Source organism: Pseudanabaenaceae cyanobacterium SKYG29 (assembly GCA_025055675.1).
Taxonomy (GTDB): Bacteria; Cyanobacteriota; Cyanobacteriia; order Pseudanabaenales; family Pseudanabaenaceae; genus M5B4.
The window spans coordinates 169,722-194,152 of record JANWWT010000005.1; the positions used below are offsets into that span (position 1 = coordinate 169,722).

General features: G+C 47.6%; 27 protein-coding genes and 1 tRNA gene. 13 read left to right on the top strand and 15 right to left on the bottom strand.

Features of this window, described 5'->3' with window-relative positions:
- Positions 1–25: 25 nt before the first annotated feature.
- Genes NZM01_09615 through NZM01_09625 form a run of 3 tightly spaced genes read right to left on the bottom strand, consistent with a single transcriptional unit; the run spans position 26 to position 2,011 of the window.
- Positions 26–721, bottom strand: coding sequence for a response regulator (locus tag NZM01_09615; protein MCS6960290.1), 696 nt, complete (start codon positions 719–721; stop codon positions 26–28).
- A complete protein-coding gene (locus NZM01_09620) occupies positions 718–1,650 on the bottom strand; it encodes a response regulator (protein MCS6960291.1) in 933 nt (310 codons plus the stop codon). The genes NZM01_09615 and NZM01_09620 overlap by 4 nt, the downstream gene beginning before the upstream one ends.
- Positions 1,634–2,011, bottom strand: coding sequence for a response regulator (locus NZM01_09625; protein ID MCS6960292.1), 378 nt, complete (start codon positions 2,009–2,011; stop codon positions 1,634–1,636). The genes NZM01_09620 and NZM01_09625 overlap by 17 nt, the downstream gene beginning before the upstream one ends.
- Positions 2,012–2,072: 61 nt before the next feature.
- Here NZM01_09625 and NZM01_09630 point away from each other — a divergent pair.
- Positions 2,073–2,146, top strand: a tRNA-Pro gene (locus NZM01_09630).
- A 30-nt stretch (positions 2,147–2,176) separates the two neighbouring features.
- Here the strand turns inward: NZM01_09630 and NZM01_09635 are convergent.
- Positions 2,177–2,659, bottom strand: coding sequence for a DUF4079 domain-containing protein (locus tag NZM01_09635; GenBank protein ID MCS6960293.1), 483 nt, complete (start codon positions 2,657–2,659; stop codon positions 2,177–2,179).
- Positions 2,660–2,759: 100 nt separating this feature from the next.
- On the opposite strand from NZM01_09635, the gene NZM01_09640 reads away from it, so the two are divergent.
- The 3 genes from NZM01_09640 to NZM01_09650 are packed head-to-tail and all read left to right on the top strand — an operon-like array spanning position 2,760 to position 5,437.
- Complete coding sequence (locus NZM01_09640) at positions 2,760–3,614, top strand: ABC transporter ATP-binding protein (GenBank protein MCS6960294.1); 855 nt, start codon at positions 2,760–2,762, stop codon at positions 3,612–3,614.
- Between the two features lie 9 nt (positions 3,615–3,623).
- Positions 3,624–4,748 carry an NDP-sugar synthase gene (locus NZM01_09645; protein MCS6960295.1) on the top strand — a complete coding sequence of 375 codons (1,125 nt, stop codon included), beginning with the start codon at positions 3,624–3,626 and terminating at the stop codon, positions 4,746–4,748.
- Entirely contained in the window at positions 4,745–5,437 is a 693-nt protein-coding gene (locus NZM01_09650; protein MCS6960296.1) for an NnrU family protein, read from the top strand. The genes NZM01_09645 and NZM01_09650 overlap by 4 nt, the downstream gene beginning before the upstream one ends.
- 18 nt (positions 5,438–5,455) lie before the next feature.
- Here the strand turns inward: NZM01_09650 and NZM01_09655 are convergent, their stop codons facing one another.
- Positions 5,456–6,208 carry a hypothetical protein gene (locus NZM01_09655; protein MCS6960297.1) on the bottom strand — a complete coding sequence of 251 codons (753 nt, stop codon included), beginning with the start codon at positions 6,206–6,208 and terminating at the stop codon, positions 5,456–5,458.
- Positions 6,205–7,491: an ABC transporter ATP-binding protein gene (locus NZM01_09660; protein ID MCS6960298.1), complete on the bottom strand. Its 1,287-nt coding sequence runs from the start codon at positions 7,489–7,491 to the stop codon at positions 6,205–6,207. The genes NZM01_09655 and NZM01_09660 overlap by 4 nt, the downstream gene beginning before the upstream one ends.
- Before the next feature lie 120 nt (positions 7,492–7,611).
- Between NZM01_09660 and NZM01_09665 the strand changes: the two genes are divergently transcribed.
- The gene (locus NZM01_09665; GenBank protein MCS6960299.1) at positions 7,612–8,895 is read left to right on the top strand and encodes a class I SAM-dependent methyltransferase; all 1,284 of its coding nucleotides are present in this window, start codon (positions 7,612–7,614) and stop codon (positions 8,893–8,895) included.
- On the opposite strand, the gene ribD is transcribed toward NZM01_09665, so the two are convergent.
- The 7 genes from ribD to NZM01_09700 form a co-directional block, all read right to left on the bottom strand.
- The gene (ribD, locus tag NZM01_09670) at positions 8,849–9,943 is read right to left on the bottom strand and encodes a bifunctional diaminohydroxyphosphoribosylaminopyrimidine deaminase/5-amino-6-(5-phosphoribosylamino)uracil reductase RibD (protein ID MCS6960300.1); all 1,095 of its coding nucleotides are present in this window, start codon (positions 9,941–9,943) and stop codon (positions 8,849–8,851) included. The two genes, NZM01_09665 and ribD, sit on opposite strands and share 47 nt — an antisense overlap.
- Positions 9,940–11,526, bottom strand: coding sequence for an Hsp70 family protein (locus tag NZM01_09675; GenBank protein MCS6960301.1), 1,587 nt, complete (start codon positions 11,524–11,526; stop codon positions 9,940–9,942). Before NZM01_09675 ends, ribD begins: the two co-directional genes overlap by 4 nt.
- Entirely contained in the window at positions 11,523–13,268 is a 1,746-nt protein-coding gene (locus NZM01_09680) for an ATP-binding protein (GenBank protein MCS6960302.1), read from the bottom strand. The genes NZM01_09675 and NZM01_09680 overlap by 4 nt, the downstream gene beginning before the upstream one ends.
- Positions 13,268–14,290, bottom strand: coding sequence for a DUF2325 domain-containing protein (locus NZM01_09685; protein MCS6960303.1), 1,023 nt, complete (start codon positions 14,288–14,290; stop codon positions 13,268–13,270). Before NZM01_09685 ends, NZM01_09680 begins: the two co-directional genes overlap by 1 nt.
- Before the next feature lie 44 nt (positions 14,291–14,334).
- Positions 14,335–15,285 carry an FkbM family methyltransferase gene (locus NZM01_09690; GenBank protein ID MCS6960304.1) on the bottom strand — a complete coding sequence of 317 codons (951 nt, stop codon included), beginning with the start codon at positions 15,283–15,285 and terminating at the stop codon, positions 14,335–14,337.
- A 563-nt stretch (positions 15,286–15,848) separates the two neighbouring features.
- Entirely contained in the window at positions 15,849–16,391 is a 543-nt protein-coding gene (locus NZM01_09695) for a methyltransferase domain-containing protein (GenBank protein ID MCS6960305.1), read from the bottom strand.
- 35 nt (positions 16,392–16,426) lie between these two features.
- Positions 16,427–17,761 (bottom strand): AmpG family muropeptide MFS transporter, encoded by a 1,335-nt coding sequence (locus tag NZM01_09700; protein MCS6960306.1) that lies wholly within the window; start codon positions 17,759–17,761, stop codon positions 16,427–16,429.
- A gap of 150 nt (positions 17,762–17,911) precedes the next feature.
- Between NZM01_09700 and trxA the strand changes: the two genes are divergently transcribed.
- The 8 genes from trxA to NZM01_09740 all read left to right on the top strand — a co-directional run bounded on the left by trxA (position 17,912) and on the right by NZM01_09740 (position 23,593).
- The gene (gene trxA, locus NZM01_09705; GenBank protein MCS6960307.1) at positions 17,912–18,235 is read left to right on the top strand and encodes a thioredoxin; all 324 of its coding nucleotides are present in this window, start codon (positions 17,912–17,914) and stop codon (positions 18,233–18,235) included.
- Positions 18,235–18,786 carry a bifunctional pyr operon transcriptional regulator/uracil phosphoribosyltransferase PyrR gene (gene pyrR / locus NZM01_09710; protein MCS6960308.1) on the top strand — a complete coding sequence of 184 codons (552 nt, stop codon included), beginning with the start codon at positions 18,235–18,237 and terminating at the stop codon, positions 18,784–18,786. Before trxA ends, pyrR begins: the two co-directional genes overlap by 1 nt.
- Positions 18,787–18,826: 40 nt before the next feature.
- On the top strand, positions 18,827–20,233 hold the full coding sequence (gene pds / locus NZM01_09715; protein MCS6960309.1) for a 15-cis-phytoene desaturase: 1,407 nt from the start codon (positions 18,827–18,829) through the stop codon (positions 20,231–20,233).
- Positions 20,193–21,119 carry a phytoene synthase gene (locus NZM01_09720; GenBank protein MCS6960310.1) on the top strand — a complete coding sequence of 309 codons (927 nt, stop codon included), beginning with the start codon at positions 20,193–20,195 and terminating at the stop codon, positions 21,117–21,119. Before pds ends, NZM01_09720 begins: the two co-directional genes overlap by 41 nt.
- 45 nt (positions 21,120–21,164) lie before the next feature.
- Positions 21,165–21,563 carry a hypothetical protein gene (locus NZM01_09725; protein ID MCS6960311.1) on the top strand — a complete coding sequence of 133 codons (399 nt, stop codon included), beginning with the start codon at positions 21,165–21,167 and terminating at the stop codon, positions 21,561–21,563.
- Positions 21,564–21,593: 30 nt separating this feature from the next.
- Positions 21,594–22,298 (top strand): ribose-5-phosphate isomerase RpiA, encoded by a 705-nt coding sequence (gene rpiA, locus NZM01_09730; protein ID MCS6960312.1) that lies wholly within the window; start codon positions 21,594–21,596, stop codon positions 22,296–22,298.
- 115 nt (positions 22,299–22,413) lie between these two features.
- The gene (locus NZM01_09735) at positions 22,414–22,722 is read left to right on the top strand and encodes a DUF760 domain-containing protein (GenBank protein MCS6960313.1); all 309 of its coding nucleotides are present in this window, start codon (positions 22,414–22,416) and stop codon (positions 22,720–22,722) included.
- A gap of 67 nt (positions 22,723–22,789) precedes the next feature.
- A complete protein-coding gene (locus NZM01_09740; protein MCS6960314.1) occupies positions 22,790–23,593 on the top strand; it encodes a permease-like cell division protein FtsX in 804 nt (267 codons plus the stop codon).
- Here the strand turns inward: NZM01_09740 and NZM01_09745 are convergent.
- Both NZM01_09745 and NZM01_09750 read right to left on the bottom strand, forming a co-directional pair.
- The gene (locus NZM01_09745; GenBank protein MCS6960315.1) at positions 23,562–23,936 is read right to left on the bottom strand and encodes a TIGR03792 family protein; all 375 of its coding nucleotides are present in this window, start codon (positions 23,934–23,936) and stop codon (positions 23,562–23,564) included. The two genes, NZM01_09740 and NZM01_09745, sit on opposite strands and share 32 nt — an antisense overlap.
- Positions 23,937–23,968: 32 nt before the next feature.
- Complete coding sequence (locus NZM01_09750; protein ID MCS6960316.1) at positions 23,969–24,373, bottom strand: hemin-degrading factor; 405 nt, start codon at positions 24,371–24,373, stop codon at positions 23,969–23,971.
- Positions 24,374–24,431: the final 58 nt, after the last annotated feature.

A 24,431-nucleotide genomic window follows, 5' to 3' on the forward strand; every position in this document is an offset into this window, starting at 1 on the left:
CAACTCACTTCCTGCTCGTCGAAGGTTAGTCTATGATTTTAATCTTTCCCGCCTCAATTTGTTGAAAAACTCGATTGATTTGGTAGCAGTCCCGATCGGACAAGCCGCGGTTAGTAAAGATGGTGTTAAAGATAGCTTTGCTGAGGTGCATATACCCTTTACGGCTGAGGACACCAGCATTGACTATACGTCCTACTACTTCCTCTAAGCTCATGGTTTCCTGGGGAGCCGCAGGCGCAGTTGCTACAGGTGCAGGTTGCAGAGTAGTGGGGGGAGTTTGCAAAGTAGTAGTCTTAGGAGAAGTTTGTAGGGTAGTAGTGCTACGGGGGGCAGCTTTTTTGAGACAGCGGGCAATCGCCGCTTTCAGTAGCACAGGGTCAAAGGGCTTCGTCAGGTAATCTTCCGCTCCCAATTCCATACATCGCATCACACTCTCAATTTCCTCCAAAGCGGAGATCATAATCACGGGGATATGCTTTAGCCCCTCCTCGGACTTCATGGTTTGGAGGACTTCATAGCCGTCCATTTCAGGCATCATAATATCGAGTAAAACGAGGTCGTAGTGCTTCTGCCTGGCCATGTCGAGGGCTTGGGCCCCATTGGCTGCCATCTCAATGCCAAATCCTTGCTGGCGTAGGCGGCGGGCGAGAGTATCCCGATTCATTTCGTTGTCATCAACGACGAGAACAGTATAGGCGGCATTGGGGTTAGGGTTAGTCATAGGTTGTTTCCAGGTAAGAGCTTCGCTAAGATGGAATTGCCACTTTGCTTGGCGCGGTCTAGTTCCCGATCGGCTTGTTCCAATAGCTGCCTGGGGTTGACAATCAGACCTGCCACGGTAACAATGCCCATACTAATAGTGACATAGGGAGCAAGGGGTGAACAAGGGTGTGGTAGGTGCGCCGTCATCAGTTTTTCCTGGAGAGTCTGGGCCCATGTGAGAGCTTGGGCTTGGGGTGTATTAGGCATCACTACAATAAATTCTCCCCCCCAGTCATGGAAGACTTGCCAGGGAGGTGCTACGTTTTGGCGCAGGAATTGGGCAACCTGTTGCAATAGGGACATAGCCTCGGCTTTGCCTAGTTGGTCGCGGTACTGTCCCAGATAGTCAATACTTAAGGAAGCAACGGTGATTTCTGATGAGGCGGGAAAAGCTTCCCAATAACCCCGGAGGGCACGGCGGCTAGGCAGTTGGGTGACGGGGTGAGTGAGGGCATCTTTCTCCAATTCACAGAGGTAGGCTTTTTGCCGATCGTGGAGGAATTTGCGCTCCAGACACACACCTACGCGGGCTTTCAAAATGAGGGGATCAAAGGGTTTCGGCAGATAATCTTCCGCTCCCAGTTCAATACAGCGCACTACACTGTCCGTCTCTTCCACCGCTGAAATCATAATCACAGGAATCGATCGGTACTTTTCCTGCCCCTTGAGTCTAGCTAGCACATCATAGCCACTCAGGTCGGGCATCATTACATCCAAGAGGATAAGGTCAAAGTCTTGCTCCCGTAGCAAGTCAAGGGCTTGTTGTCCCCCTTCCACGGCAGTAATTTGGCGGTACCCCTGTCGGCGGAGATGGCGTTGTAGAATCTCCCGATTCATATCGTTGTCATCAACGATCAACAGGCGGTACTGTTCAGGAGGTGGTAGCACGGCTTAACAGAGCCTCAATTTTCCCCAGGAGACGATTAAATTCTACTGGCTTAGTGTCATAGTCGTCACAGCCTGCCTTTATACCCCGTTCTCTGTCCCCCACCATTGCATGGGCAGAAAAGCCAATAATGGGGATATTGCGCGTGCCAGGGTCCTGTTTGAGGATACTGGTAGCCGTCCAGCCATCCATCACAGGTAGGCTCATGTCCATGATAATCAAGTCTGGTTGCACTTGGCGAGCTATTGTCACCCCCTCCTGCCCATCTCCCGCAATCACTACCTCGTAGCCTTTCCTTTGTAGCCGGCGGGAAAGCATGTCTCGATTCATCTCGTTGTCTTCCACCAGAAGGATTTTTGCCATAGGACAGCGGGGAGTAATATCTTTGCCATTGTAGCGTGAGTGTGCTAAAACTAGACTAGCCCGGGATGTAGCGCAGCTTGGTAGCGCATCTGCTTTGGGAGCAGAGGGTCGCAGGTTCAAATCCTGTCATCCCGATCGGGGTTGGGGGAGTTCCCCCAGGGGCAGTTAGATAGATAGACCGAGCTTTAGCCCCAGCAAGGCATGGAAGAAGAGCAAGCAGAGAATAGCACTGCCTAGGTAGGCATGGGCAGTCCGTAGGGCAGCTTGGTTACCACCAAAGCCTGTCAGGGAAATCGTACCATTGAGGAAAAGGAGTACCAATACAGCCGAACCAGTCCAAAAATGGGGACTTTCCAGGAGGGGTTGTTTTTGCATCACCAAGGAAAGTAGACCACCTGTATAGCCCATAGCGAGAAACAGAGTCATTAAGGGAGCGATCCGGCGGTGATCGGCTAAGTTTTTCGCCTTTTCAGCTGCATCAGTGAGTAAACGACCGCGCCAACCAGCCAGACCAACGAAACTACCCATGACAAAAATCACGATCGCCATAAAGAAGGGGTGACCCCAATGCACGATCGGTTCTGGTATGCCCAGTTGCCTAAACTGTTGTGCTATGGGTTCTAGAAACTCAGTCAGAGTGGTATTCATGCGACACCTCACATAAGTAGGAACAGGGACAGATGCCCCAGGGGTTATTTTAACTTGCTTAACAAAAGGTTAAAATCGGCATAACTACAGATGAATTACTATGGCTTTTATCGACCTGCAGGGGGTTACCAAACGCTACAACCAAGTACCTGTTGTCCATCACCTAGATTTAACCATTGACCAAGGGGAAATGTTTGCTCTCCTGGGACCAAACGGGGCAGGTAAATCCACCACTATTAAAATGCTCACCACCCTGGCTACCCCTGACGAAGGAAAAATTACGATCGGGGGGGCAGACGTTGTCAAACAAGCCCACGTTGTCAAGCGGTTCATTGGCGTAGTATTGCAACAAATCAGCCTCGACCTCGATCGTACTGTCTGGGAAAACATGGAATTTCACGGCCGGCTGCACCACATGCCCCCCAAGGAACGCCAAGCAGCCATCGATCGGTGTTTAGAATATGTGGAATTACAGGACAGAAGAAATGACCGTACACGCAACCTATCGGGGGGGATGAAACGGCGGTTGCAGATTGCCCGTGCCCTCATGCACAACCCCAAAGTTTTATTTTTAGACGAACCGACAGTGGGACTAGACCCCCAAACCCGCCGCCGCCTGTGGGAAATCATCCTTGACCTCAAACAACAGGGGATGACCATTCTATTGACGACCCACTACATGGAAGAGGCAGAAACCCTATGCGATCGGGTGGGGATACTAGACCAGGGCAAGTTAATCGAGATAGGTACCCTCCAGGAGTTGCGGGAAAAGCATGGCTTAGCCGTAGTTATAGTGCAAAATGAAGAAGACCAAAAGTTAGACTACAAATTCTTCCCCACCATGAGCGACGCCAACGCATACCTGGAGTCCTTGCCCCACAAGCAAGGAGTGATGGTACGGGAGTCCAACCTAGAGGATATTTTTGTAGAACTAACGGGTAGAAAACTAGATTGAGGAAGCACAATGAAAGCCATGATTCTGGCAGCGGGCAAGGGCACAAGACTGCGCCCCTTTACCAACGTCATACCGAAGCCCATGATTCCCATTATGCAGAAGCCAGTGATGGAATTTTTGGTGGAACTCTTGCGGCAACACGGTTTTACAGAAATCATGGTCAACGTCAGCCACTTAGCGGAGACAATCCAAAACTATTTCCGCGATGGGCAGAAGTTCGGTGTCCAGATGGCCTATTCCTTTGAGGGTAAGATCGAGGATGGTCAACTAAAGGGGGAAGCCCTCGGGTCAGCGGGGGGTATTAAAAAAATCCAAGACTTCTATCCCTTCTTTGACGATACGTTTGTTGTGCTCTGCGGTGATGCCCTAATTGATTTGGATTTGACAGCAGTTGTGGAATGGCACAAGCGTAAAGGGGCAATGGCAACGGTAGTAATGAAGCGAGTCCCCCGTGACCAAGTATCTAGTTATGGTGTGGTGGTAACCGATCGAGAGGGACGCATTCAATCTTTTCAGGAAAAGCCCCCCGTACACCAAGCCCGCAGCAATCAGATCAACACAGGGATTTACATCTTTGAGCCGGAGGTGTTGAACTACATCCCGTCGGGGCAAAAATTTGACATTGGCGGTGACCTCTTCCCCAAGTTAGTAGCGGAGGGAGCACCCTTCTACGGTATCTGCATGGACTTTGAGTGGGTAGACATTGGACGCGTCCCTGATTATTGGCAAGCCATCCAGGATGTGTTGTGCCAGCGCCTGCCCAATGTGCCGATTCCGGGGCGGGAGGTATTGCCAGGAGTCTATACGGGGTTAAATGTGGCAGTGAATTGGGACAAGGTGAAAATTCAAGGTCCCGTTTACATTGGCGGTATGACTCGCATTGAGGACGGAGCCAAAATTATTGGTCCCACAATGATTGGTCCCAACTGTCATTTGTGTCAAGGGGCGGTGGTAGAGCGGAGTGTAATTTTTGAATATTCCCGCCTGGGGGATGTACGTTTGGTGGATAAGCTAGTATTTGGGCGGTATTGTGTGGACAAGGATGGTACAGCGATCGATTTACAAGCTGCCGCTCTCGACTGGTTAATTACTGATGCTCGTCAGGACAATCACGCCAGAGTGTTAAGGGTATGAGTCATTTGGTAGTCTTGGGTTTGTTGTTGCTGTTTGCTACAGCCCACAGCGGTTTAGCCAGTTTGCGTTTGCGGTTGGAAGACAAAATAGGAGCACGTCTATATCGGCTAATTTTTGCCCTAGTCAGCATTACTCTAGCTGTGCCCTTGTTTGTCTACTATTTTAATCATCGCTACGATGGACTAGTGCTGTGGTCATTGCAAAATGTTGCTGGTGTGCATGAACTAGTGTGGATTCTATCAGCAATTGCCTTTTTCTTTCTCTATCCTGCCACGTTTAATTTGCTAGAAATTGCTGCCATTGCTAAGCCCCAAGTGCATCTCTACGAAACAGGTATCATTCGCATCGCTCGCCATCCCCAGTTAGTAGGCATGACTTTGTGGTGTATTGCCCATACGCTGTGGTTGGGGACAAGTTTTGCTGTGGTGACCGCGATCGGTCTTATTGCTTACCACCTATTTGGGGCATGGCATGGTGATCGAAGATTATTAGCCCGTTATGGGGAGAGTTTTCGGTCTGTGCAAGCGCGGACATCGATCGTGCCTTTTCTAGCTATTTATCGCGGCAAACAGAAAATAGTTTGGCAAGAGTTTCTCCGTCCTGCTTACTTGGGAATTGTGCTGACTATTGCTGTGTTTTATTGGTTACACCCCCTTGTAATTGCTGCTAGTGCGAATCTAGCCTACTGATGGCCTTGCCTAGGCACTTTACAGGTCAGCAGAAGCTGTCAATTCCTGCAATATTGCCATAGTGTTTGTATCTAAACTCTGCTGCTGGGGGGGCAATTGGTGGAATAATGACCGATCGAATATTTCCTGCTGCACTTGCTCTAAATTGTCACTACGGAGGGGGAGATTTAATTTCGTTTGGCAGAGGTTAATGAGTTGGGGTAACCGATCGAGATGATTAACACAAAACAGCACACATTGTTGGGGATAGCGCCGATAGAAACTAAGCAAATGACGATTGTAGTAGCACCAAATAGGGAGTACATATTCGGGATGCTCAGTAAAAATGGGAGCATGCAAGCGACGAATAGAATCAGCTACATCCCAGGGATAACGGAAGACAAATAGATATTTAGCAGCGGGAATTAAACTGTGCCAGAAGTCCAACATCAGAGAAGTACGGGGGTCTTTCCAACCCCAAATTCCCGTCCAGTGCTCTCTTGTTGCTAGTAGCTGTATAGCCTGTTCTTTGTAGTTAAAAAATAACTCTGGTTTGAGAGTTTCCTGCACTGTCCAACCCCAATCATGCCAACCAGGGTCATCAGGGTCACAGCATTTTTGCAGTACCTGTCTTTGAAATTCTAAAAAGTCCACATCCTCAAAGTAACCCCTGGGATTAAACCGATCGGCAGGAAATAGCTTTTCCCCCACATTTACGCCTAACTTTTGCATCAGAGAGGCAATTAAAGAAGTACCCGATCGGTGCATGCCTGTAATAATTAAAACTGTCATTTCTGTCCCGCTGCTATGCCATTCAATTCTGCACCATAACTAAAGGCAATATCCACGGGCACTGCCAGCAAACCGTAGGAACAAACCGTGCCAATTACCGTAAGGGCAAGGAAATCCCGCCGCCGATCAAGGGGCAAAACTTTCTGGTCGGGTAGCAAGGCTGATACTCCTGCTGTCAAAGTGTAATTGCCAGGTGCTAGGTGACAAGCCCAATGAAATTCCACCACAATAGTTGTGCCTGCTGCGACGGCAGGAAGAGGAGTGGGTGAACCATGGGTACTATGTCCAATTGCGGCAATCCCATTGAGAGTTTTGATCTTGAACCCAGCGATCGGTTGGCTAACATCTTCATGGAAACGAATTACCGATCGGATTGTCACTTGCATCCCACAACACAAAGTTTGGGTAGGATTGCCCCGCTCATCTAAAACTTGTACATCTAAAAGTTCTGCTCCCCCAATACCAATGCGAGTTTCTGGTACATTTTGGTCAGACCTGTGGCGAATTTCCTGTCGGAATTGTCTCTGCCCGATGCCCTGACTTTCTGCTTCCCTTTGTGCCATCAAAGCACTGTAGGCAAGGGTGACAGGATGGGGTTTATCTTCATAAATAATGCGGTGATTGTCAATTAAAACTGCCCGATCGCATAGGTTCAAAACACTGTTGAGGTCATGGGAAACAAATAAAATTGTCACCCCCTGCTCTGACATTTCTTCCAACTTAGCAAAACACTTCCTTTGGAATAAAACATCCCCCACCGCCAGGGCTTCATCTACTATCAAAATTTCGGGGTCAACGTTAACTGCCACCGCAAATGCCAAACGTACAAACATCCCACTAGAGTAAGTTTTTACAGGCTGATCGATGAAGTCACCAATATCAGCAAAAGCAGCGATCGTGTCGAACTTTTCCGCAATTTGGGCGTGGGAAAGTCCCAGCAGTCTGCCGTTGAAAAAGACATTTTCTCGACCTGTAAATTCGGGATTAAAGCCACTGCCCAGTTCCAACAGCGCCGAAATCCTGCCATAGACTTCCACCGTACCCGTGGTGGGGGTGAGGGTGCCTGCCACTATCTGCAACAACGTACTCTTGCCAGAGCCATTTTGCCCGATGATGCCTAGGGTCTGCCCCTTCATCACTTCTAAGTTGATGTCCTGGAGTGCCCAGAACACCTCAGCTTGGGACTTATGGGGAAACAACAGTTCCTTTAACCGATCGACGGGGTGACGATAGCGCTTGAAGCACTTAGAGACGTTGCGAAGACGAATGACGACTTGACTCACTCCACTTTCTACCTGCGACCAAGTATCAAGATAACAGGGAGAGAGGGACAAACATCTGCATAAATCAGCAAACTATGAGGTTTTCTGTGATAATCATCTAGTTGTTGACGGCTAAAACTTATGTCTGACCTGGTAAGGCAAGTAGATCAGGTAGCGATCGATTGGACAAAATTCTTTAATTACCCCCAACTAGTAGCAGAAGAGATTGCCGAATATTCCACCACAGAAATTACCGATCGTTTGCTTTTGGGGGGCATCCATGACCAACCAGCCTGGCGATTTTGGTTTCAATTTTTAGAAAAACAGTGGGGTACCCATTTTGGCAGGGAAGTTATAGATTTTGCCAATCAACTGGAGCAGCCTCGTCTATTAAGCCTAGGTTGCGGACATGGGGGATTTGAGTTAGAGATTGCTAGTAAATTAACTCGCCCTTACCAATTAATTGCTGTGGACTTAAATCCCCATATCTGGGATGAAGCAATTAGAAGAGCCAAAGCCCAAAATCTAGCTATAGAATTTCAACCGATCGATTTGAATTTTGTTGAGATCGCTCCCCACAGCTTTGATGTTATTTTTGCCCATGCTTCCCTGCACCATATCCTCAACCTCGAACATTTAATGGCACAAATCTACCATGCTCTGAAACCAGGGGGACGCTTTATTGTTCTAGATATGATTGGCGAAGTGCAGACCCTGTTCTGGCAAGAAAATGTAGACTTTGCCCGTAAGTTGGTAGAAGAGTTTCCCCCCCGTTTCCGCGCCCGCTTCCAGGAAAATCCCATTCCCCCCTATCAACCACCGTCAGTACAAGTGGGTATGGAAGGCATCCGCCAAGAGGAATTAGAAACAGAAATCGATCGTTTATTTGTCCCTGTCAAGTGCTTCAAATATAACAGTTTTATGCGGTTAATTGGCACTAATCCTGTGCTGGGCAATCTATTTAACTTGGATGACAAAGACGATCGGGAGTTTTTAGAAAGTCTGTGCTGGCTGGATTGGGAGCAGGTTTATACAGGGAAGTTATGCCCTACAGAAATGTTTGGGGTTTATGAAAAAAAAGAATTCCCTCCCTGCCACCACACTAGTCAAGCCCGCCTCAAGTTTGTCCAGACATTGCTACAACAACCACCGCAACTATCTCCTAGCATTCCTCAAGAACCTGCGCCCCCAGTCACCGATAAAATAACAGATTGGCAAGTGCAAATCTACCAAGAACTACTCCGTCTCAACGAACTAGTAGAACAACGACTTAAACGCACCGCTGCATTGGAAAAACTTAACCAACAACTGCAACAATACATTGACTGGATGCAAAGTAGTAAATTCTGGCGTTTACGGCAATTTTATAAGTCGCTCTTCAATGGCAAAAATCCCGATCCCCCCCGCCCCCAAAATAGCCCGTGACCAATATATCTGACCCGATCGTTTGCACTTGTACCCTCTCTAGGACTTTTGCTTCCCCCATTTTAACTATGCCTAAATCACCGATCGGGCTTATACCGATTCCCCCCACAATCTTAGGAGCAATGAAAGCATAAACCTTTTGCACCAATCCTTGCTGTACTGCCTGCGCTGCTAAATTCCCCCCACATTCCCACAACACTTGATTACAACCCCTAGCTGTCAAGTTAGCGACGACCGATCGGGGGGATAACTCTTCTAACTCCACAACTTCTACTCCCCTAGCCCGCAATTTTTCTTGCATAGGAGGGTCAGAATTAGGGTGAGTAAAAACAATTGTTGAGGCAACATCTAGTTGAAATAATCTAGCATCTAGGGGTAAATCGAGGGAACGGGACAGAATGACTCGAACAGGATTGTGCCCTACACCGTGACTGGTAAGTAAAGGATTATCCCAGCGTACTGTGTTGCCCCCGGTGATAACGGCATCGCACTGACTGCGGAGTTGATGCACCATCTGGCGTGCCTCTGGGCTGGTCACCCAAAAGCTGTCCCCTGTAGCAGTGGCAATCTTACCGTCCAATGTCATGGCATACTTCCAAATCCCAAAGGCTAGCCCACGGCGCACACGATGCACGAAAGCTTCATTCAGGGCTTGGCACTCTGGCTCTAGTACCCCCACTGTGACCTCAATACCTGCCAAACGCAACCTTTCTATACCCTTGCCACGCACCCTGGGGTCAGGGTCAATCATCCCCACCACTACCCGCCTAATACCTGCCTTGATAATAGCCTCTGTGCAGGGAGGAGTCCTACCGTAGTGATTACAGGGTTCTAGGTTAACGTAGAGAGTCGCCCCCGCTGGATCGTCACACCGACTGAGAGCCTCCACTTCTGCGTGGGGCATCCCCGCCCGCTGATGAAAACCAGTGGCAATTGCTACGCCGTTCTTGACAATGACTGCTCCCACCATGGGATTGGGTGAAGTTCTCCCCTGCTTTGCTAATTCCAAGCATTTCTGCATCCAAAAACGATCGGTTTCGGTCATCATTCCAGCATCGCGATCGGTTGATTTTCTGCTAGTAATTCCCCTGAGAGTAAGTCTTTGATTGTCGCTAATAAAATGCGCCTTTCATTGACAGCAAAGTCTACCCTAATCCGATCGACTCCTACTTGGCCTGGGGGAGATAGTTTAGCGACACAGACATCGTAGGGTGATGTTTTTTTTTGCCCTCGGTTGTCTACTAGCGAGCGAAAATCTGATTGCCGCACCAATCGGCGACTAGTCATCCGTCCCATCCCATCATAGACTACTTCAATTTCCGCCGTATCTGCTAGTTCACCAATATCCAGGCGAATCTCTGTTTGTCCATTGTTTGCTGCCTGTAGGATTAAGGGTTCTAATCTCTGGGTCGGATACCTTGTCCCCTTGGCAAAGATGGGGTAGTAAGAATAGGTTCGACTGTAAGGCTCCCAGAGACGAATGGCGTAGGAATGGCGCAAAAAATCATCAACATTTTTTACCTTAGTTGCCAAAGACAGAGCACCGATCGCTACAGCCGTAAATGGTTGATCAACAACTACTTTCTGTCTGCCAAAGTAGGACGTAATTAATTGTTTGACAGCAATAATTTGACTACTGCCACCCACCAATAACACCCGCTCGATCGCTTGCTTATTTATCCCCCGCCCTTGGGCAAAACTCAACACCTCATCTAAGGCTTGTCTAATTTGCTCTAGTGCTTGATGTTCTTCTAGTAAGTCTGTGAGTTTGTCCTGGGACATATGCATTGGAAAGGTGATCATTAGTTCTGCATCTGACCATGTTTCCGTTGCAGTTTCTGCCTCTGACAATTTAACTTTCAGTAACTCTGACCTCTCTAATAAGTTTAACCAAGCTAAATCACTAATTTCTTCCCGATCGATTTGCCATTGTTCTAGGAAAAACTCAGCTATCCAATGATCAATGTCCATCCCTCCCACATAAGCATCCGATTTAGCTATTACCTCCCCCTTCAATGTGCGCCGCTCATCCCACACACTATTAGTAATAACTAAACTCAAGTCCAATGTGCCAGCACCAAAATCCACCACTAAAATTGCTGTCCCTGGTTGCTCAATACCATAGCCCAAGGCTGCCGCCGTTGACTCATCCACAAATTTTACATCAGGCAAATCTAAGGACTGGCTCAAATCGTAATACCAATCCAAGTAAGTTTCAAATGCCCCTACAGGTACAGTCAGAATTACCTGAGTTGGTGTAATTCCTTGCTCCAAAATCCCTTGCCAGATTTTTTTGATAAAAATCTCCCCGATCGCTTCGGCATCGTACATTTGTCCATCAATACAGCGACTAGGGGGACGGAACTTAGCAGCAATATCCCGCTTAAAATACTGAAAAAACCGATCGGGTTGTTGTAATCCTAACCTTTGCAACCGTACTTCTGCACCAATAGCAAAATCCCTGGGGCTACGAATGAATACTTGACTGGGAATAGTGTATATCTTGTCACCTCTAGTTTTTAGCTCACAACAAATACCAGGTAAATTGAGTACCCTCGGGCGATTAGTCACTGGATCGATGGTAGACACCACCGTATTACTATTGCCAAAATCGATCGCTACCGCTGTCATTGCCAGGTCATTTCCACTAGAGGTTGGCTCACAGTAGTTGGTACTTCTACTACCAGAGAGACAGTAAAAGTTGTCCCCTTTCCTAACACACTGTCAACTTCTATCCTAGCACCCATAATTTCACAGAGACGATTGACAATAGCTAGGCCCATACCCGTTCCTCCCTGTGCTCTTGTCATTGTATCATTCACCATGACAAACGGATGAAATATGCGCTCCCAATCTTCTTTTTTAATACCAATACCCGTATCCTGAATCGTAAATGTCAAATTTATTTTGCTGTCCCCTAGGGTTTGATGGCTAACTTTAAGAACTATCTCTCCCCTGGGAGTAAACTTAATAGCATTGTCCAGTAGACGATCGAGAATCTCTTGTAGTTTTCTGCTATCAGTGATAACTAGGGGTGGCAAATCAGCAGGAATTGCTAGTTGCAAATTTAACTCCTTTTCCCCTGTCGCTCGACAGTATTTTTCTTGCAATTCGGCTAAAATAGCAGCAATATTACAACTAGCCTGTTTGAGGGAACTGGGCTCTAATCTGATATAGTTGATCATGTCATCTAACAAGCCCAGTAGCTTCTTTCCCCCCTCCATAATTGTGGCAACGTATTCCCCTTGTTCCTCATCTAGTTTTGTGGTTTGTAGCAGCTGTGCCATACCTAAAATAGCGTTCATAGGTGTACGCAACTCGTGGTTCATTATTGCCAAAAAATCCCTTCTTACTTTATGGCTAGCTACAGCAATCCTGGTCTCTTCTATAACCCTTAGCATCTCTTTAATCGCTACACTTAAATCTGCTAACTCATCCCTACCCCTTACTTCTAGTTCTGGCAACAGGTTGGGGTTATCTTTGATATTTTGTACCTGACGGTCTAGGTCAGATAGACGGGCGAGAAATAGGCGATCGAGAAGCAGTAATACTACAACAGTTATAGAAGTAACGATCGTGCAAATAGCTATAGCAAAAAACTGCAGCCCCACTATGAATTGCTGATAGATATAACGATTGGTAATCACCTCCAGAACAAGGGGAGCACTGCCATTAATTGTGTTTAGGTAGGTGTAACCCGCTATTTCTTCACTATCGAGGGGTCTTGTGGCAAAATTATTTAACTGTAAGTCACTCACTAACGACTGACTAAACGTAAACTCTCTCGGGGTGTAAACTTTAACTTTAACCTTAGCTTCCTCAGCAATTTGGTTAAGCTGATAGTTATCAACTAGTCTTGCCATCATTAGCCATCCTCTGCTCTTCCCCCGCTTATTGGAGGGCAAAACAGGATGCATTGATAGAATAAAAATTTGGTTTTCTGGACATACAGCAATCCCAAACTGCTCACGAAATTCCAAGGTGGGGAAAGACTGCTTTAATAATTGCCTGTCTGCATAGCTAAACCACTTGTTAAATACGACCTCATTTTTACTATTGAATATGCTAATCCGATTCAGTTGGAGGTTAGTGAGAGTTTCGCCACCATAGTTAGCACTAATATATCTCTCACTCTTGCTAGCTAAATAAGCGTAGGTGTCATCCCAAGTGGCGTAGTCTATGGTAGTCCGATCGAGTTGAGCAATTTCCCGCTGTAAGATGTCACTGATGCGCTCCACTTCACCCTTAACAAACTTGTGCTCTAGGCGGCGATAGTTGCGGTAGGTGTGTACAGCCACTAAACTAAACACAATCAGACCAAGACAAGTAATAGTACTCCCCACAATTAGTAGAGCCTTAGTCCGTAATTTCATTAACCTCCTCCAAAACGCCGAGCTAGTTCCTTAGTTTTCAGGGCAGTTTCTATTACCTCTAGCACTCTAGTCATTCCTGTTGTATTCACCATTTCATAGGGAACACCCAATCTCTTGCAAGCATCGATCGCTTTTTCCGTCAAAGAATGGCTGGCATATCCTGTTACAATAATGACTACATCGGCACTGGCAATGTGACTTTCCCCTTGCGCCGCTAACTGTAAGCCCCCCTGTTCTGTACACCAAATTAATTCCACATCAGAGTCCCGTAAACGATTCCGCACTGCCGTTTCCAACCGATCGTGTCCGCCATAGACTACCACCTTGCCCGATAAATCCCCATACAAGCTGGGACGTTTTTCTGTCTTGCGATGTCGCGTACTCGGCTGCACATCAGGGGCACGATCGACGCGCGATCGATTTTCCATGGCTTTGTGGTAAATGAAATTGAGGGTTTGTTCGTGTGTCCCTCTCAGTTTTGCTACCGGACCTTCATCACTGTTAATGTTAATTTGATGGATAAGTGCTTCCACTACTTCTTCCAAGGCCCCAATAGCCTTTAAGTCATTGACATAACCCTTGATAGCAACAGCGGCATCTGTAGCACTAAAAAAGTCCCTTTGTTCGCGAATCATGTCCAGGAGGTCTTCCTTTAATTCATGTCGCCAAGTGTTGATTTGCACTGCCATCTGTTCGTCCAACAGGCGCTCCTCTTGCAGAATCATTTGTCGATCGGCAATGCTGGCAGCCCAGGTTGGTGCTTCTTCTAGTTTGCGTCTAATTTCTTCTGCCTGCTCTTTCAGCTTTTTGCGTACAGGACTGTCATCGTTTTCATCATAATCCTTCAGACTCTCTTCCACCTTAGCTAGTAAAGGCTTTAACCGCGCATAAATCTGCTGGACAATCTCCTCTATCTGCTTGTTCCTCTGTTGTTCTAGTCGCTTTTGTTCTTTTTCCAGCTTAGCCTTTGCTAGAAGCTCATTGACAGTGGCTTCAAATTCATCCAGTTCAGCAATGTTCATATGCTTGTATCACAATAGACGTAATTGATTATCATAGCCTAATTTTACTCGCGACGGGCAATGACATTCAGTGTTCCCTCTAGGTGGTCAAGGTTGTCTATGGGCAGTAGCTGCATCAGAAAGGGACGATAGCGGTAGAGTTTATATCCCTGTTCCTGCAGATATGTGGCTACTTCCGTGTTGGAATTGTGAGAACTGATGTTTTCGTACATGATGAGCGGAGAATACTTTGTCAGGATTTCTGTTGCTCCTCTCAAGACTGCCATCTCGTGCCCTTCCGCATCTATTTTTAATACATCAACAGCAGATAAATCCAACTCTCTGACCAAGGCATCCAAGGTGATAGCAGGTACTTCTATCCCTGCTACTCCTCGATCGGCAGTTATGGCATTAAATTCACTAGACCTAGAAGTGCCTAGATAAACTGTCCCCACACAATCGGTGGCTGCTGCCTGCTTAATCACCACTTGTCCAAAATTGTTAATCCGCTTAGTTTCCTCTAGACAATTCACACATGGCGGGAATGGTTCTATGGCAACCACACAACCAGTTTCTCCCACAGCCCGTGCTGCACTGAAGGTATAAACCCCCACATTTGCCCCCACATCAATTACCGTCATGCCTGGCTGTAAGTTGTTAACCCAAAATTCCATTTCTGCTTCAAACCAGTCGCCGTCGGCAAGTAAAACGATCGTGACTACCTGGGACAAATCAGGCACAACTGCTAATAGAATGTTTCCCTGAAACAAGACATAGGTAAAGGAAAATGCATCAGGTAAAGTCGACCAAAACCAACAGGGGTTATGGGGGTCAGTAGCTAAGTAGTAATCTCGTCCCATACTCTTCCAGTAGCTGGCAATTTGGGGACTTTGTAAATTTTGGTAAGCAAGGTACAGAGACTGAACAACGGCAGGATTCGATGGCTCATGTTTTTGAGCTTGATGGAGGTAGTATATCCCCTCGTACTCCTGGTTGTAGAATTGCCATAATCCCAACTTCAGAAGGGCAGGAGTGTATTCTGGCAGCAAGGATATAGAAAGTTTTAACCATCTAGTTTCTAAAGACTGGTAGGAGTATGTACTGGCAAAAATAATCCCTGCAAGCCCTGCTGTTTGTTCGTAGCCATTAGCGGTTGATAATAATAAATGTATAGCATTGTTTAGGCGACTTGGTAAAAAAATTAATCCCCTGTTAATTACTTGATTGTGACCTAGCCATGGCTGGAGTATTTTAATTAGGTAACTATAGCTGTTAAGTAGCGCATTACTACGTTCACCAATTAACTTAGCAAATAAAAAATAATGAAGTAGGGATAAGGGATAGGAAAGCCCTCTCTGGAAATAATTAATGGCTAGAGAACACAAGTGAGACCTTTCTTCAAGAGAAGACGCATTTATAGCTCTGACTATTGTCACTACTCCCCAGTTATTCCAATCTAAGCCTGATTTAGGGTTTTGCCAATTAGTCTGTAGGGAGATAGATTCTATGATGTCTAGTATATCAAAGCTAGTATCTGGGAAGATAGAACAAATGTACTCTGCGTAGTAGTCAATATAGTTCATTTTTCTGCAATCATATTCAGACTGATTAAATGACCAAGAAACCTAAGACTACTAGAGTCGGGGAATATTCCGAATTCGTCAACCACTTGAATATTCTTGAAGCCTGTTTCCGTTAAGAATGTACCCAAAATATCAGCATCAAAACCTACTTTATGTATGTCATATTCATTAGTCTGACCACCAAACATCATACGCATAATATGAAAGCGTTCCTCGACAGATAGTAAAGGCTGACAGTATAGCCAACACAGAATTTGCAGGTTGGGTACACTCACGAACAATTTGCCGCCTGGCATTAAAACTCTGTACCACTCTGCCAAAACAAAAGCTAGTTCGTAGTTTAGACCATAATGGAAGTGCTCCAGAATATGGCTAGCATAAATCATTTCTATGGAGTTGTCCTCAAACTGACTCAAGTCTGCAGCATCTCCAACTATATCCACTTCAGGACGGGGCTCTATGTCCAGAATTTTCCAATCTGGATGGGGATGCTTACCTCCTAGGTGTAGTTTCATTTTAGTGGCTAACTTACCTAACATCTCAAGTTACTATCACCTGACTTTCTTGTAAAGTTCTACTCCTGCTGTCTCCAAGGGGCTACCCACCATAATAAGACCAGTCCAGGCAAAGATACCACTACACTGCCCAGAAAGAAATTGACCCACCCGATCGTTTTCGCTATTTCCCCCGCTGGGCTGACCAGAATGTCGCGACTGACAGCAAACAAACTCGACAGTAGAGCATATTGGGTGGCAGTGAATTGGCGATGGCATAGGCTCATTAGATAGGCAGTAAAGGCAGCTGTAGCCAGTCCGCCACAGAAATTTTCAATGTTGATCGTGGCAAAAATTAGACCCCAGTTGTTCCCTACCCCCGCCAACAGGGCATAGCTGAAGTTGCTCATAGTTTGTAGCAGCCCAAAGACCCAAAGCGATCGGTTAATACCCAGCTGGTGTACTCCTGTCCCCCCCACCAAGGTACCCACGATCGTGGCTAGCAAACCCACTGTCTGCATTATGCCTAGTTGCCCTTCCTCCAAACGGAGATTCCGCAATAGGAAAGGGACTGCCATGTTGTTAACTAGTCCATCGCCAATCCTATAGAGGGGGATAAACAACAAAATTAACCAACAGTAGGAACGGTTGCAGAATTCTTTGATGGGGGCAATGAAAGACTGGGAGAGACTTGTACCTACGCTTGCTTCTTCTTCCTGGGGGGATACCCAAGTTACTAGGATTGCCAACACCATTAGTAGCCCTAGCCACCGATAAATAATCTGCCAACTCGTAGTTTCTGCCAGGGCAAATGCCAACCCCCCTGTGATTACTAGGGCAAAACGATAACCCAACACGAAAATCGCTGCTCCTGCTCCCATTTGTGATGGTGGCAGTATCTCCGTGCGATAGGCATCTACCACAATATCTTGGCTAGCACCGTAAAAAGCAATGAGGGTGGCTACCCAGAAAAAAGGGCTTTGATAGACCGTTGCTAGTTTGGCTAAAAAGTGGCAAACCCAAGCCCCAGGCTGACAAGTGGTTGGCTGGAGAGCAAAACCTTGGGGCTCCAGTAGAGAGAGAATCAGGATAGCCACTAGCAAACACCCCTGCATAGATGCTAGCCATCCCCGCCGTCGTCCCCAAAAGGGTAATCGATAACGATCGAAAATGGGCGACCACAGAAATTTTAAACTGTAGGGCAAACTGACCAGGGAGAAAGCGCCAATTATCCCGACATCCACCCCCGCTTTGGTCAACCAGGCCTGTAGATTTTTCTGTACTAGGAACAGGGGTAAGCCTGAAGCTATCCCTAGCCCCAGGAGTGCCAGCATTTTGGCATTACCGTAGACTCCCATCTTGCCGAATTTGCCACGACGAATTAAAATAGCATTGTTTCTGGCAGAAACAGTCAAATCCCTAAATTTGCCATTACAATAGTCTATAGCGGGAACGCGAGTTTCCGTTCACTCCTCACACCACTTCCCGTCCAGCAATGGACGGTTTCTTACTCTAAAGGGGGAGAACAACTGATATACTCGGAGAGAAGTGTTAGGTCTAGGTAAATGTCAGCAGCAGTTCCTGTAACCGATGCCTCCTTTGAGGAGGATGTACTCAAAAGCGAAATTCCTGTCCTGGTAGATTTTTGGGCACCCTGGTGTGGTCCCTGCCGCATGGTGGCTCCTGTGGTGGACGAAATTGCCGAACAGTATGACGGGAAAATCAAGGTGGTCAAACTTAATACCGATGAAAACCCTAAAATCGCCAGTGAGTACGGTATTCGTAGTATTCCCACTCTAATGCTCTTCAAGGACGGCCAAAAAGTCGATACGGTGGTGGGGGCAGTACCTAAAGCAACCCTGGCAAACACGATCGAAAAATATCTCTAATGTCTAGGGTAGAGATTCTCTCTGCCACTGAACAAAGGAAAACGATTACCCGCCTGGCATTCCAACTGGTGGAAAATGTTCCCCATCTGGAAGAACTAGTACTCCTGGGAATTCCCACTAGGGGAGTGCCCTTGGCACAGGAGGTTGCTCAGAGACTAAGCCAGTTTGAGAATATCACTGTGCCCACAGGTGCTCTAGATATTACTTTCTACCGTGATGACCTCGATCGCATTGGTCCCCGTGTACCCCACCGGTCGGAAATTCCCTGCGATTTGACGGGCAAGATTGTGGTGCTGGTAGATGATGTGATTTGTAGTGGGCGGACGATTGCTGCTGCCCTCAGTGCTGTATTGGATTTTGGCCGACCACGTTTGATTCAGTTGCTGGTGCTCATCGATCGGGGACATCGGGAATTGCCAATCCACCCTGACTACGTGGGCAAGCGGGTGCCTACCTCCAGAGAAGAAAAGGTAAAAGTGCTGGTACCAGCAACAGACGGGGCAGAGGGAGTAATTTTGTTTAAGCCCCAGGGCACAGGGCAGATGAGTTAAACTTTTATTAAGATTTTCTAGGTTTTGTAAAGAAATTACTATGCGGGTGGCAATTGCGGGGGGAGGTTTAGCAGGGTTAGCCTGTGCCAAGTACCTGTCTGATGGGGGAGTTGTGCCCCATGTGATCGAACGGCAGGAGGTGCTCGGGGGATTGGTGGCTGCCTGGCGGGACGAGGAGGGGGACTGGGTGGAAACTGGTCTCCATGCCTTCTTTGGTGCTTACCCCAATATGCTGCAGTTAATGGCGGAGCTGGGCATCAGTGACCGTTTGCAATGGAAACAGCATACTTTGATCTTTAATCAACCGGAAAAACCCGGTGTACTGTCTCGCTTTGATGTGCCTGATATTCCTGCCCCCTTCAATGTGATAGTTTCGATTCTGCGTAATAACGACATGCTGACCTGGGGACAAAAACTACGCTTTGCCCTGGGGTTGTTACCGGCGGTGGTGGGGGGTCAGGAGTATGTAGAGTCTACCGATCGTTATACCCTCTCCCAATGGCTGCGGCAGCAGGGGATTGATGAGCGGGTCAACACAGATATTTTTATTGCTGCCTCTAAAGCCCTCACATTTATTAACCCGGAGGAGGTTTCGGCAATGGTCACCCTGACTGCTCTCAACCGCTTTCTCAGGGAACGGTATGGTTCCAAGATTGCCTTTTTAGATGGAGCACCCCCAGAGCGTCTCTGTCAACCTATTGTCGACCATGTTGTGCAACGGGGGGGCAAGGTAGAAACGGGAGTGAGTCTCCGCCGCATTGAAGTAAACGCCGATGGTACAGTCAAGCATTTTGTCGTGGGGGGCAAGGGAGAACCAGACCGCGTCCTTGAGGCTGATGCCTATGTCTGTGCGGTGCCTGTGGATATTTTGAAATTACTCTTGCCCGATCGGTGGCGGGATATGCCCTTTTTCCAGCAGTTAGCGGGTTTGGAGGGGGTGCCGGTAATCAATATCCAAATTTGGTTTGATCGCAAGTTGACGAATGTAGACCATTTGCTATTTTCCCGGTCGCCGGTGTTGAGTGTCTATGCTGACATGAGCAATACCTGTAAGGAGTATGCTGACCCTGAGCGATCGATGTTGGAACTGGTGGTTGCCCCAGCGGCGGAGTGGATAGGACGATCGGAGGCGGAGATTTTTGCTGTGACGATGGCAGAACTGGCGAAGCTATTCCCTGACCAGATTCCCGAACCAGCGAGAGTGAGAAAGTACCGTGTGGTGAAGACCCCCCGATCGGTGTACAAAGCAGTTCCTGGCACCCAGTCCCTGCGTCCGCCCCAAGTTACACCCATTCCTAACTTTTTCCTCAGCGGCAGCTACACTAAGCAACCCTATTTAGGGAGTATGGAAGGTGCCGTACTTTCTGGTAAGCTGACAGCAGCAGCAATTTGCCGTAACCTTTCTGGTGCCCACAGCCTTGGTCAAGCAACTGCCCTTAAAGCCTAGTCTTCCCCCCCTGGAATTCTCCCTGTCGGATGCCTACGAACTGTGCCGACAGATTACCGCCCATTATGCCAAGACTTTTTACCTGGGTACGCTGCTGATGCCGCCAGCAAAACGACAAGCGGTGTGGGCTCTCTATGCCTGGTGTCGGCGGACAGATGAACTGGTAGATGGGCTAAACGCAGCCAACACTACCTTAGATACTCTGCGTCACTGGGAACAGCAGCTGGAGCTGACTTTTTTAGGACAACCCTCTAGCCCTACAGATATAGCCCTTGCTGATGCTGTAAAAAAATTCCCCATTCCCATCCAACCCTTCAAGGACATGATCGCAGGGATGGAGATGGACCTGAACTACGACCGCTATGCCTCCTTTGATGACCTCCACCTCTACTGTTATCGTGTGGCAGGGACAGTAGGCTTGATGTCAGCGGCGGTGATGGGATTTGCCTCTGATGACCCTAAAGCTATCAGTCAAGGCATGGAAGCGGCGATTGCCCTGGGTATTGCTATGCAGTTGACCAATATTCTCCGAGACATTGGCGAAGATGCCCAACGGGGACGCATCTATTTGCCCCAGGAAGAGTTAGCTTACTTTGACTACACGGAAGCGGACCTCTTGGCAGGGGTAGTAGACGATCGGTGGGTAAACTTAATGCAATTCCAGATTGAACGTGCCCGCCAGTTCTATGCTAAGGCGGAGAGGGGGGTAGGATTACTCTGCCCAGATGCTAGATGGCCTGTGTGGGCTTCTTTAATTCTCTATCGTCAGATCTTGACGGCGATCGAAGAAAATGCATATCAGGTCTTTTCCCGCCGTGCCTATGTCTCTACCGTCAAAAAAGTGCTGGCTCTACCCTGGGCATGGTTACGGGCACAAATTTCCTGAACTCTTCTGTAAAATTGCCATAGTATTAGTTCCGTACTAGCAAACATGTGGCGCAATTTTATTCTAGGCACTTTGCTATGGATAGGCGGTGCATTTGCCCAATCCCCCATAGCTAAACCCTACGCCCTGACCTGCATTGGTAACGATACAGAACTGAAGATTAACTATTTCGTCAGATGGGGGGCAGGGGAATGGCAGCGGGTCAGTGTGGCACCCCAGAAATGGATGTGGCATACCTGGACTTACACCAAAGAAGCTTCCTCACCAGAATTGCTGATTCGCTTTGATGCTGACTTGACACAGGGACAGACCTGGATTGTTGCTCCCTTAGAAAAATACGCTTCCCCTAGTCGGGGGCAGGCGGGGGATTGCGAAAAGTTTGGTAGACGCTATCAGTTTCGGCGCATAGACAAGGATTTGCTAGAACTGATCTCCCTCGATTAAGATATTTGATGGTCTATTTGGTGCATATTTATGAGTCTGTCTACTACCGCTCTCAAGCAAAAAGTTGGCATTGCTGCTGCCCAGAGAGTGACCTCGGGTATGGTTGTCGGTCTGGGCACGGGTTCCACTACTGCCTTTGCCATCGAGGAGATCGGGCGCAGACTCAAAGCGGGGGCAATTAAAGATGTAGTAGGCGTACCCACTTCTTTTCAGGCTAGTGTTTTAGCCAAGCAGTACGGCATTCCCTTGGTGACTTTAGATGATGTCAGTGGTGTAGATTTAGCTATCGATGGGGCTGATGAAGTTGACCCCCAGAAAAATTTGATCAAGGGCGGTGGTGCTGCCCATACTCGGGAAAAGATTATTGATTATTTGGCAAAACAGTTTATTGTGATTGTCGATCAGTCTAAATTAGTCGATCGTTTGGGTTCTACCTACCCCGTACCGATCGAGGTAATTCCGATGGCAGTGACACCGGTTATGCGAGCTATTACTGCCCTAGGAGGCAAGCCTGAACTGCGGTTAGGTGTCAAAAAAGATGGTCCTATTATCACCGACCAGGGTAACTTTGTTATCGATGCCATGTTTGCGGACATTCCCAATCCAGGGGAGTTAGAAAAGACCCTCAACAACATTCCTGGTGTGGTGGAAAATGGGCTATTTGTAGGAGCAGCAGATGTCATTTTAGTGGGGGAGGAGCAAAACGGCACAGCGGTTGTGCGGGAAATTGTTTGAGGCGGTAAAATAAATAACAAAGGAAATCCCTACTGGGGTAATTCGGTTTTCTACCCACCCCATTTCTATCTGTATGTCACACTATAGTTGTCACAGAAAAACTTAGGAGTGACCTATGTTTGATCATACTGACCCTAATGTCCAAAATCCCCTCCTTGCCTATTTGCGGCAACAGTCGCCGGAAACCCTAGAGGCAATTGCCCGTTCTGTATCGCCAGAGGTGCGCCAGATTATTGCCCAAAATGTGCAAAATATGTTGGGGGTATTGCCGGAGCAGCATTTCCACGTCAGTATTTCCACCGATCGGGAGAATTTGGCAGGGATGCTAGGTTCAGCCATGATGACGGGTTACTTTTTAAGCCAGATGGAAACACGCATGAAGCTCGATCGCTGTCTGCAGGCAACTGCTGACCATGATTCCTAGGGCGCAGTGGTATAAACTCCTTTATATTTGCCAAGAGACAGGGCGCGCCTATTGCCAGGGGGGCTGGATGAACTGGGCAGCAACCTTGACGCTGACTTTGATGTTGTTTTTGCTGGGGCTGAGTTATCTCGCCCGTTTAGAGTTGGGCTATTTACTCCAGAGTATCGGCAATGCCCTTGATATAACTGCCTACGTGCAGCCTGGCGTTGACCCCCAGCTAGTCCAGTCCCAGGTGAGTTTGTGGACGGAAGTGCAGGCAGTAACGATCGTGTCCAAGGAACTAGCTTGGCAACAACTGTTACATGATTTAGGACAACTAGCTGCTGAAACCAATGCCCTCTTGGGGGAAAATCCGCTGTTGGATGGCTTAAAAATTTCTGTTAGTAACTCCCAACTGGTACCCCAGGTAATCGATCGCCTGACTCACTTAGAGGCAGTGGATAGTGTGTGGTATCCCCAAAACCTGATGCGCCAACTGGAAGTTTTACAGCAAGCCTTGGGCAGAGTGAGTAGTATTGCTATCACTGTACTGGCAGCAATTGCTATTACCGTTACTTACACAACAATTCGGCTGGTCAGTTTATCCCGCACTACGGAGATGGAAATTATGGCTTTAGTGGGAGCCTCCCCCCGCTGGATTTATGCCCCTGCTCTGTGTCAGGGTTTGGGCTTTGGTATGGGGGCTGTGGTGCTGGCTACTATTCTCCTAGGAGTCAGTCGCCTTGCCGTAGGTCAGTGGCTCCACCAGTGGCATATAGACCTTGCTCCCCTCTCCTTGGGCTTATCCCCTCTCCTGTTTGCCCTATTTGGCATCAGTGTAGCCACGATCGGTACCTGCTTCAGTTTACTTGAAATGCGTGGGCAGAGATGATTGGATATGCTTTGCCGAGGGCTTGGTGAAATTGCTCTGTGACCGCTTGCACCTTGCTTAGAGGAATAGCTTTCCACTCTTGGTAGGAATGCCAACGGACTAACACAATCAAACGACTTTTATTCTGTCTATCAACCCAAATCTCTTTTCCCAGAAAGCCAGGGTACTGCCGCAAAAACTTATCCCAGATCAAGCGGTCTTGTTTGATAAATTCCGCCTGCTCCCCAGGCGGCACCTGGAACTCTAGCCACTCAATTGTAATTGCCAAAGCAGGGGAGATACCAGCCATAAATATACAAAGAATTAGTAGCAGGGAGAGGAGTGCGTTAGCAATTTTTAGCATGGGGTAATTGCAGATAAAAATCCTTCTTTGCTCTAGATTGCTGTGAGGGGCTCAGGTTCCCATACCTCCCCATACTCTTCTTTTAGTTTCTGCCAATGCTCAATCTGTCCTGGGGCATACTCCCCTGGTTTACCCCACTGTAGAAAAATACTCAGGTCTGGTTCCCCCTGTGCATTTAAGAGGCGAATGATGTAGGTTGGAAAGTTGCCCCGCTTAGCCTCCCCCTGCTCAAATTTGACAGTTTTGATGCGATCGATATTGAGGTGAAATTCAAAATCCTCCGTGTGCATGTTGGCATATTTGCCCTTGGGAAGTTCAACATAGTACAGTTTTTGGATGACCGTGCGCACCTCCAGGACTGCTCCCCCATTGGTACAAATTAAGCGGACTAAACCGAGGTCAGCACAGGATTCCAAGAAAGATTTGAGATTAGCCATAAGCTTGCCACCGTGGGTAGGAGAATTTTAACCTATGTGCGACAATTTAGAGACGATT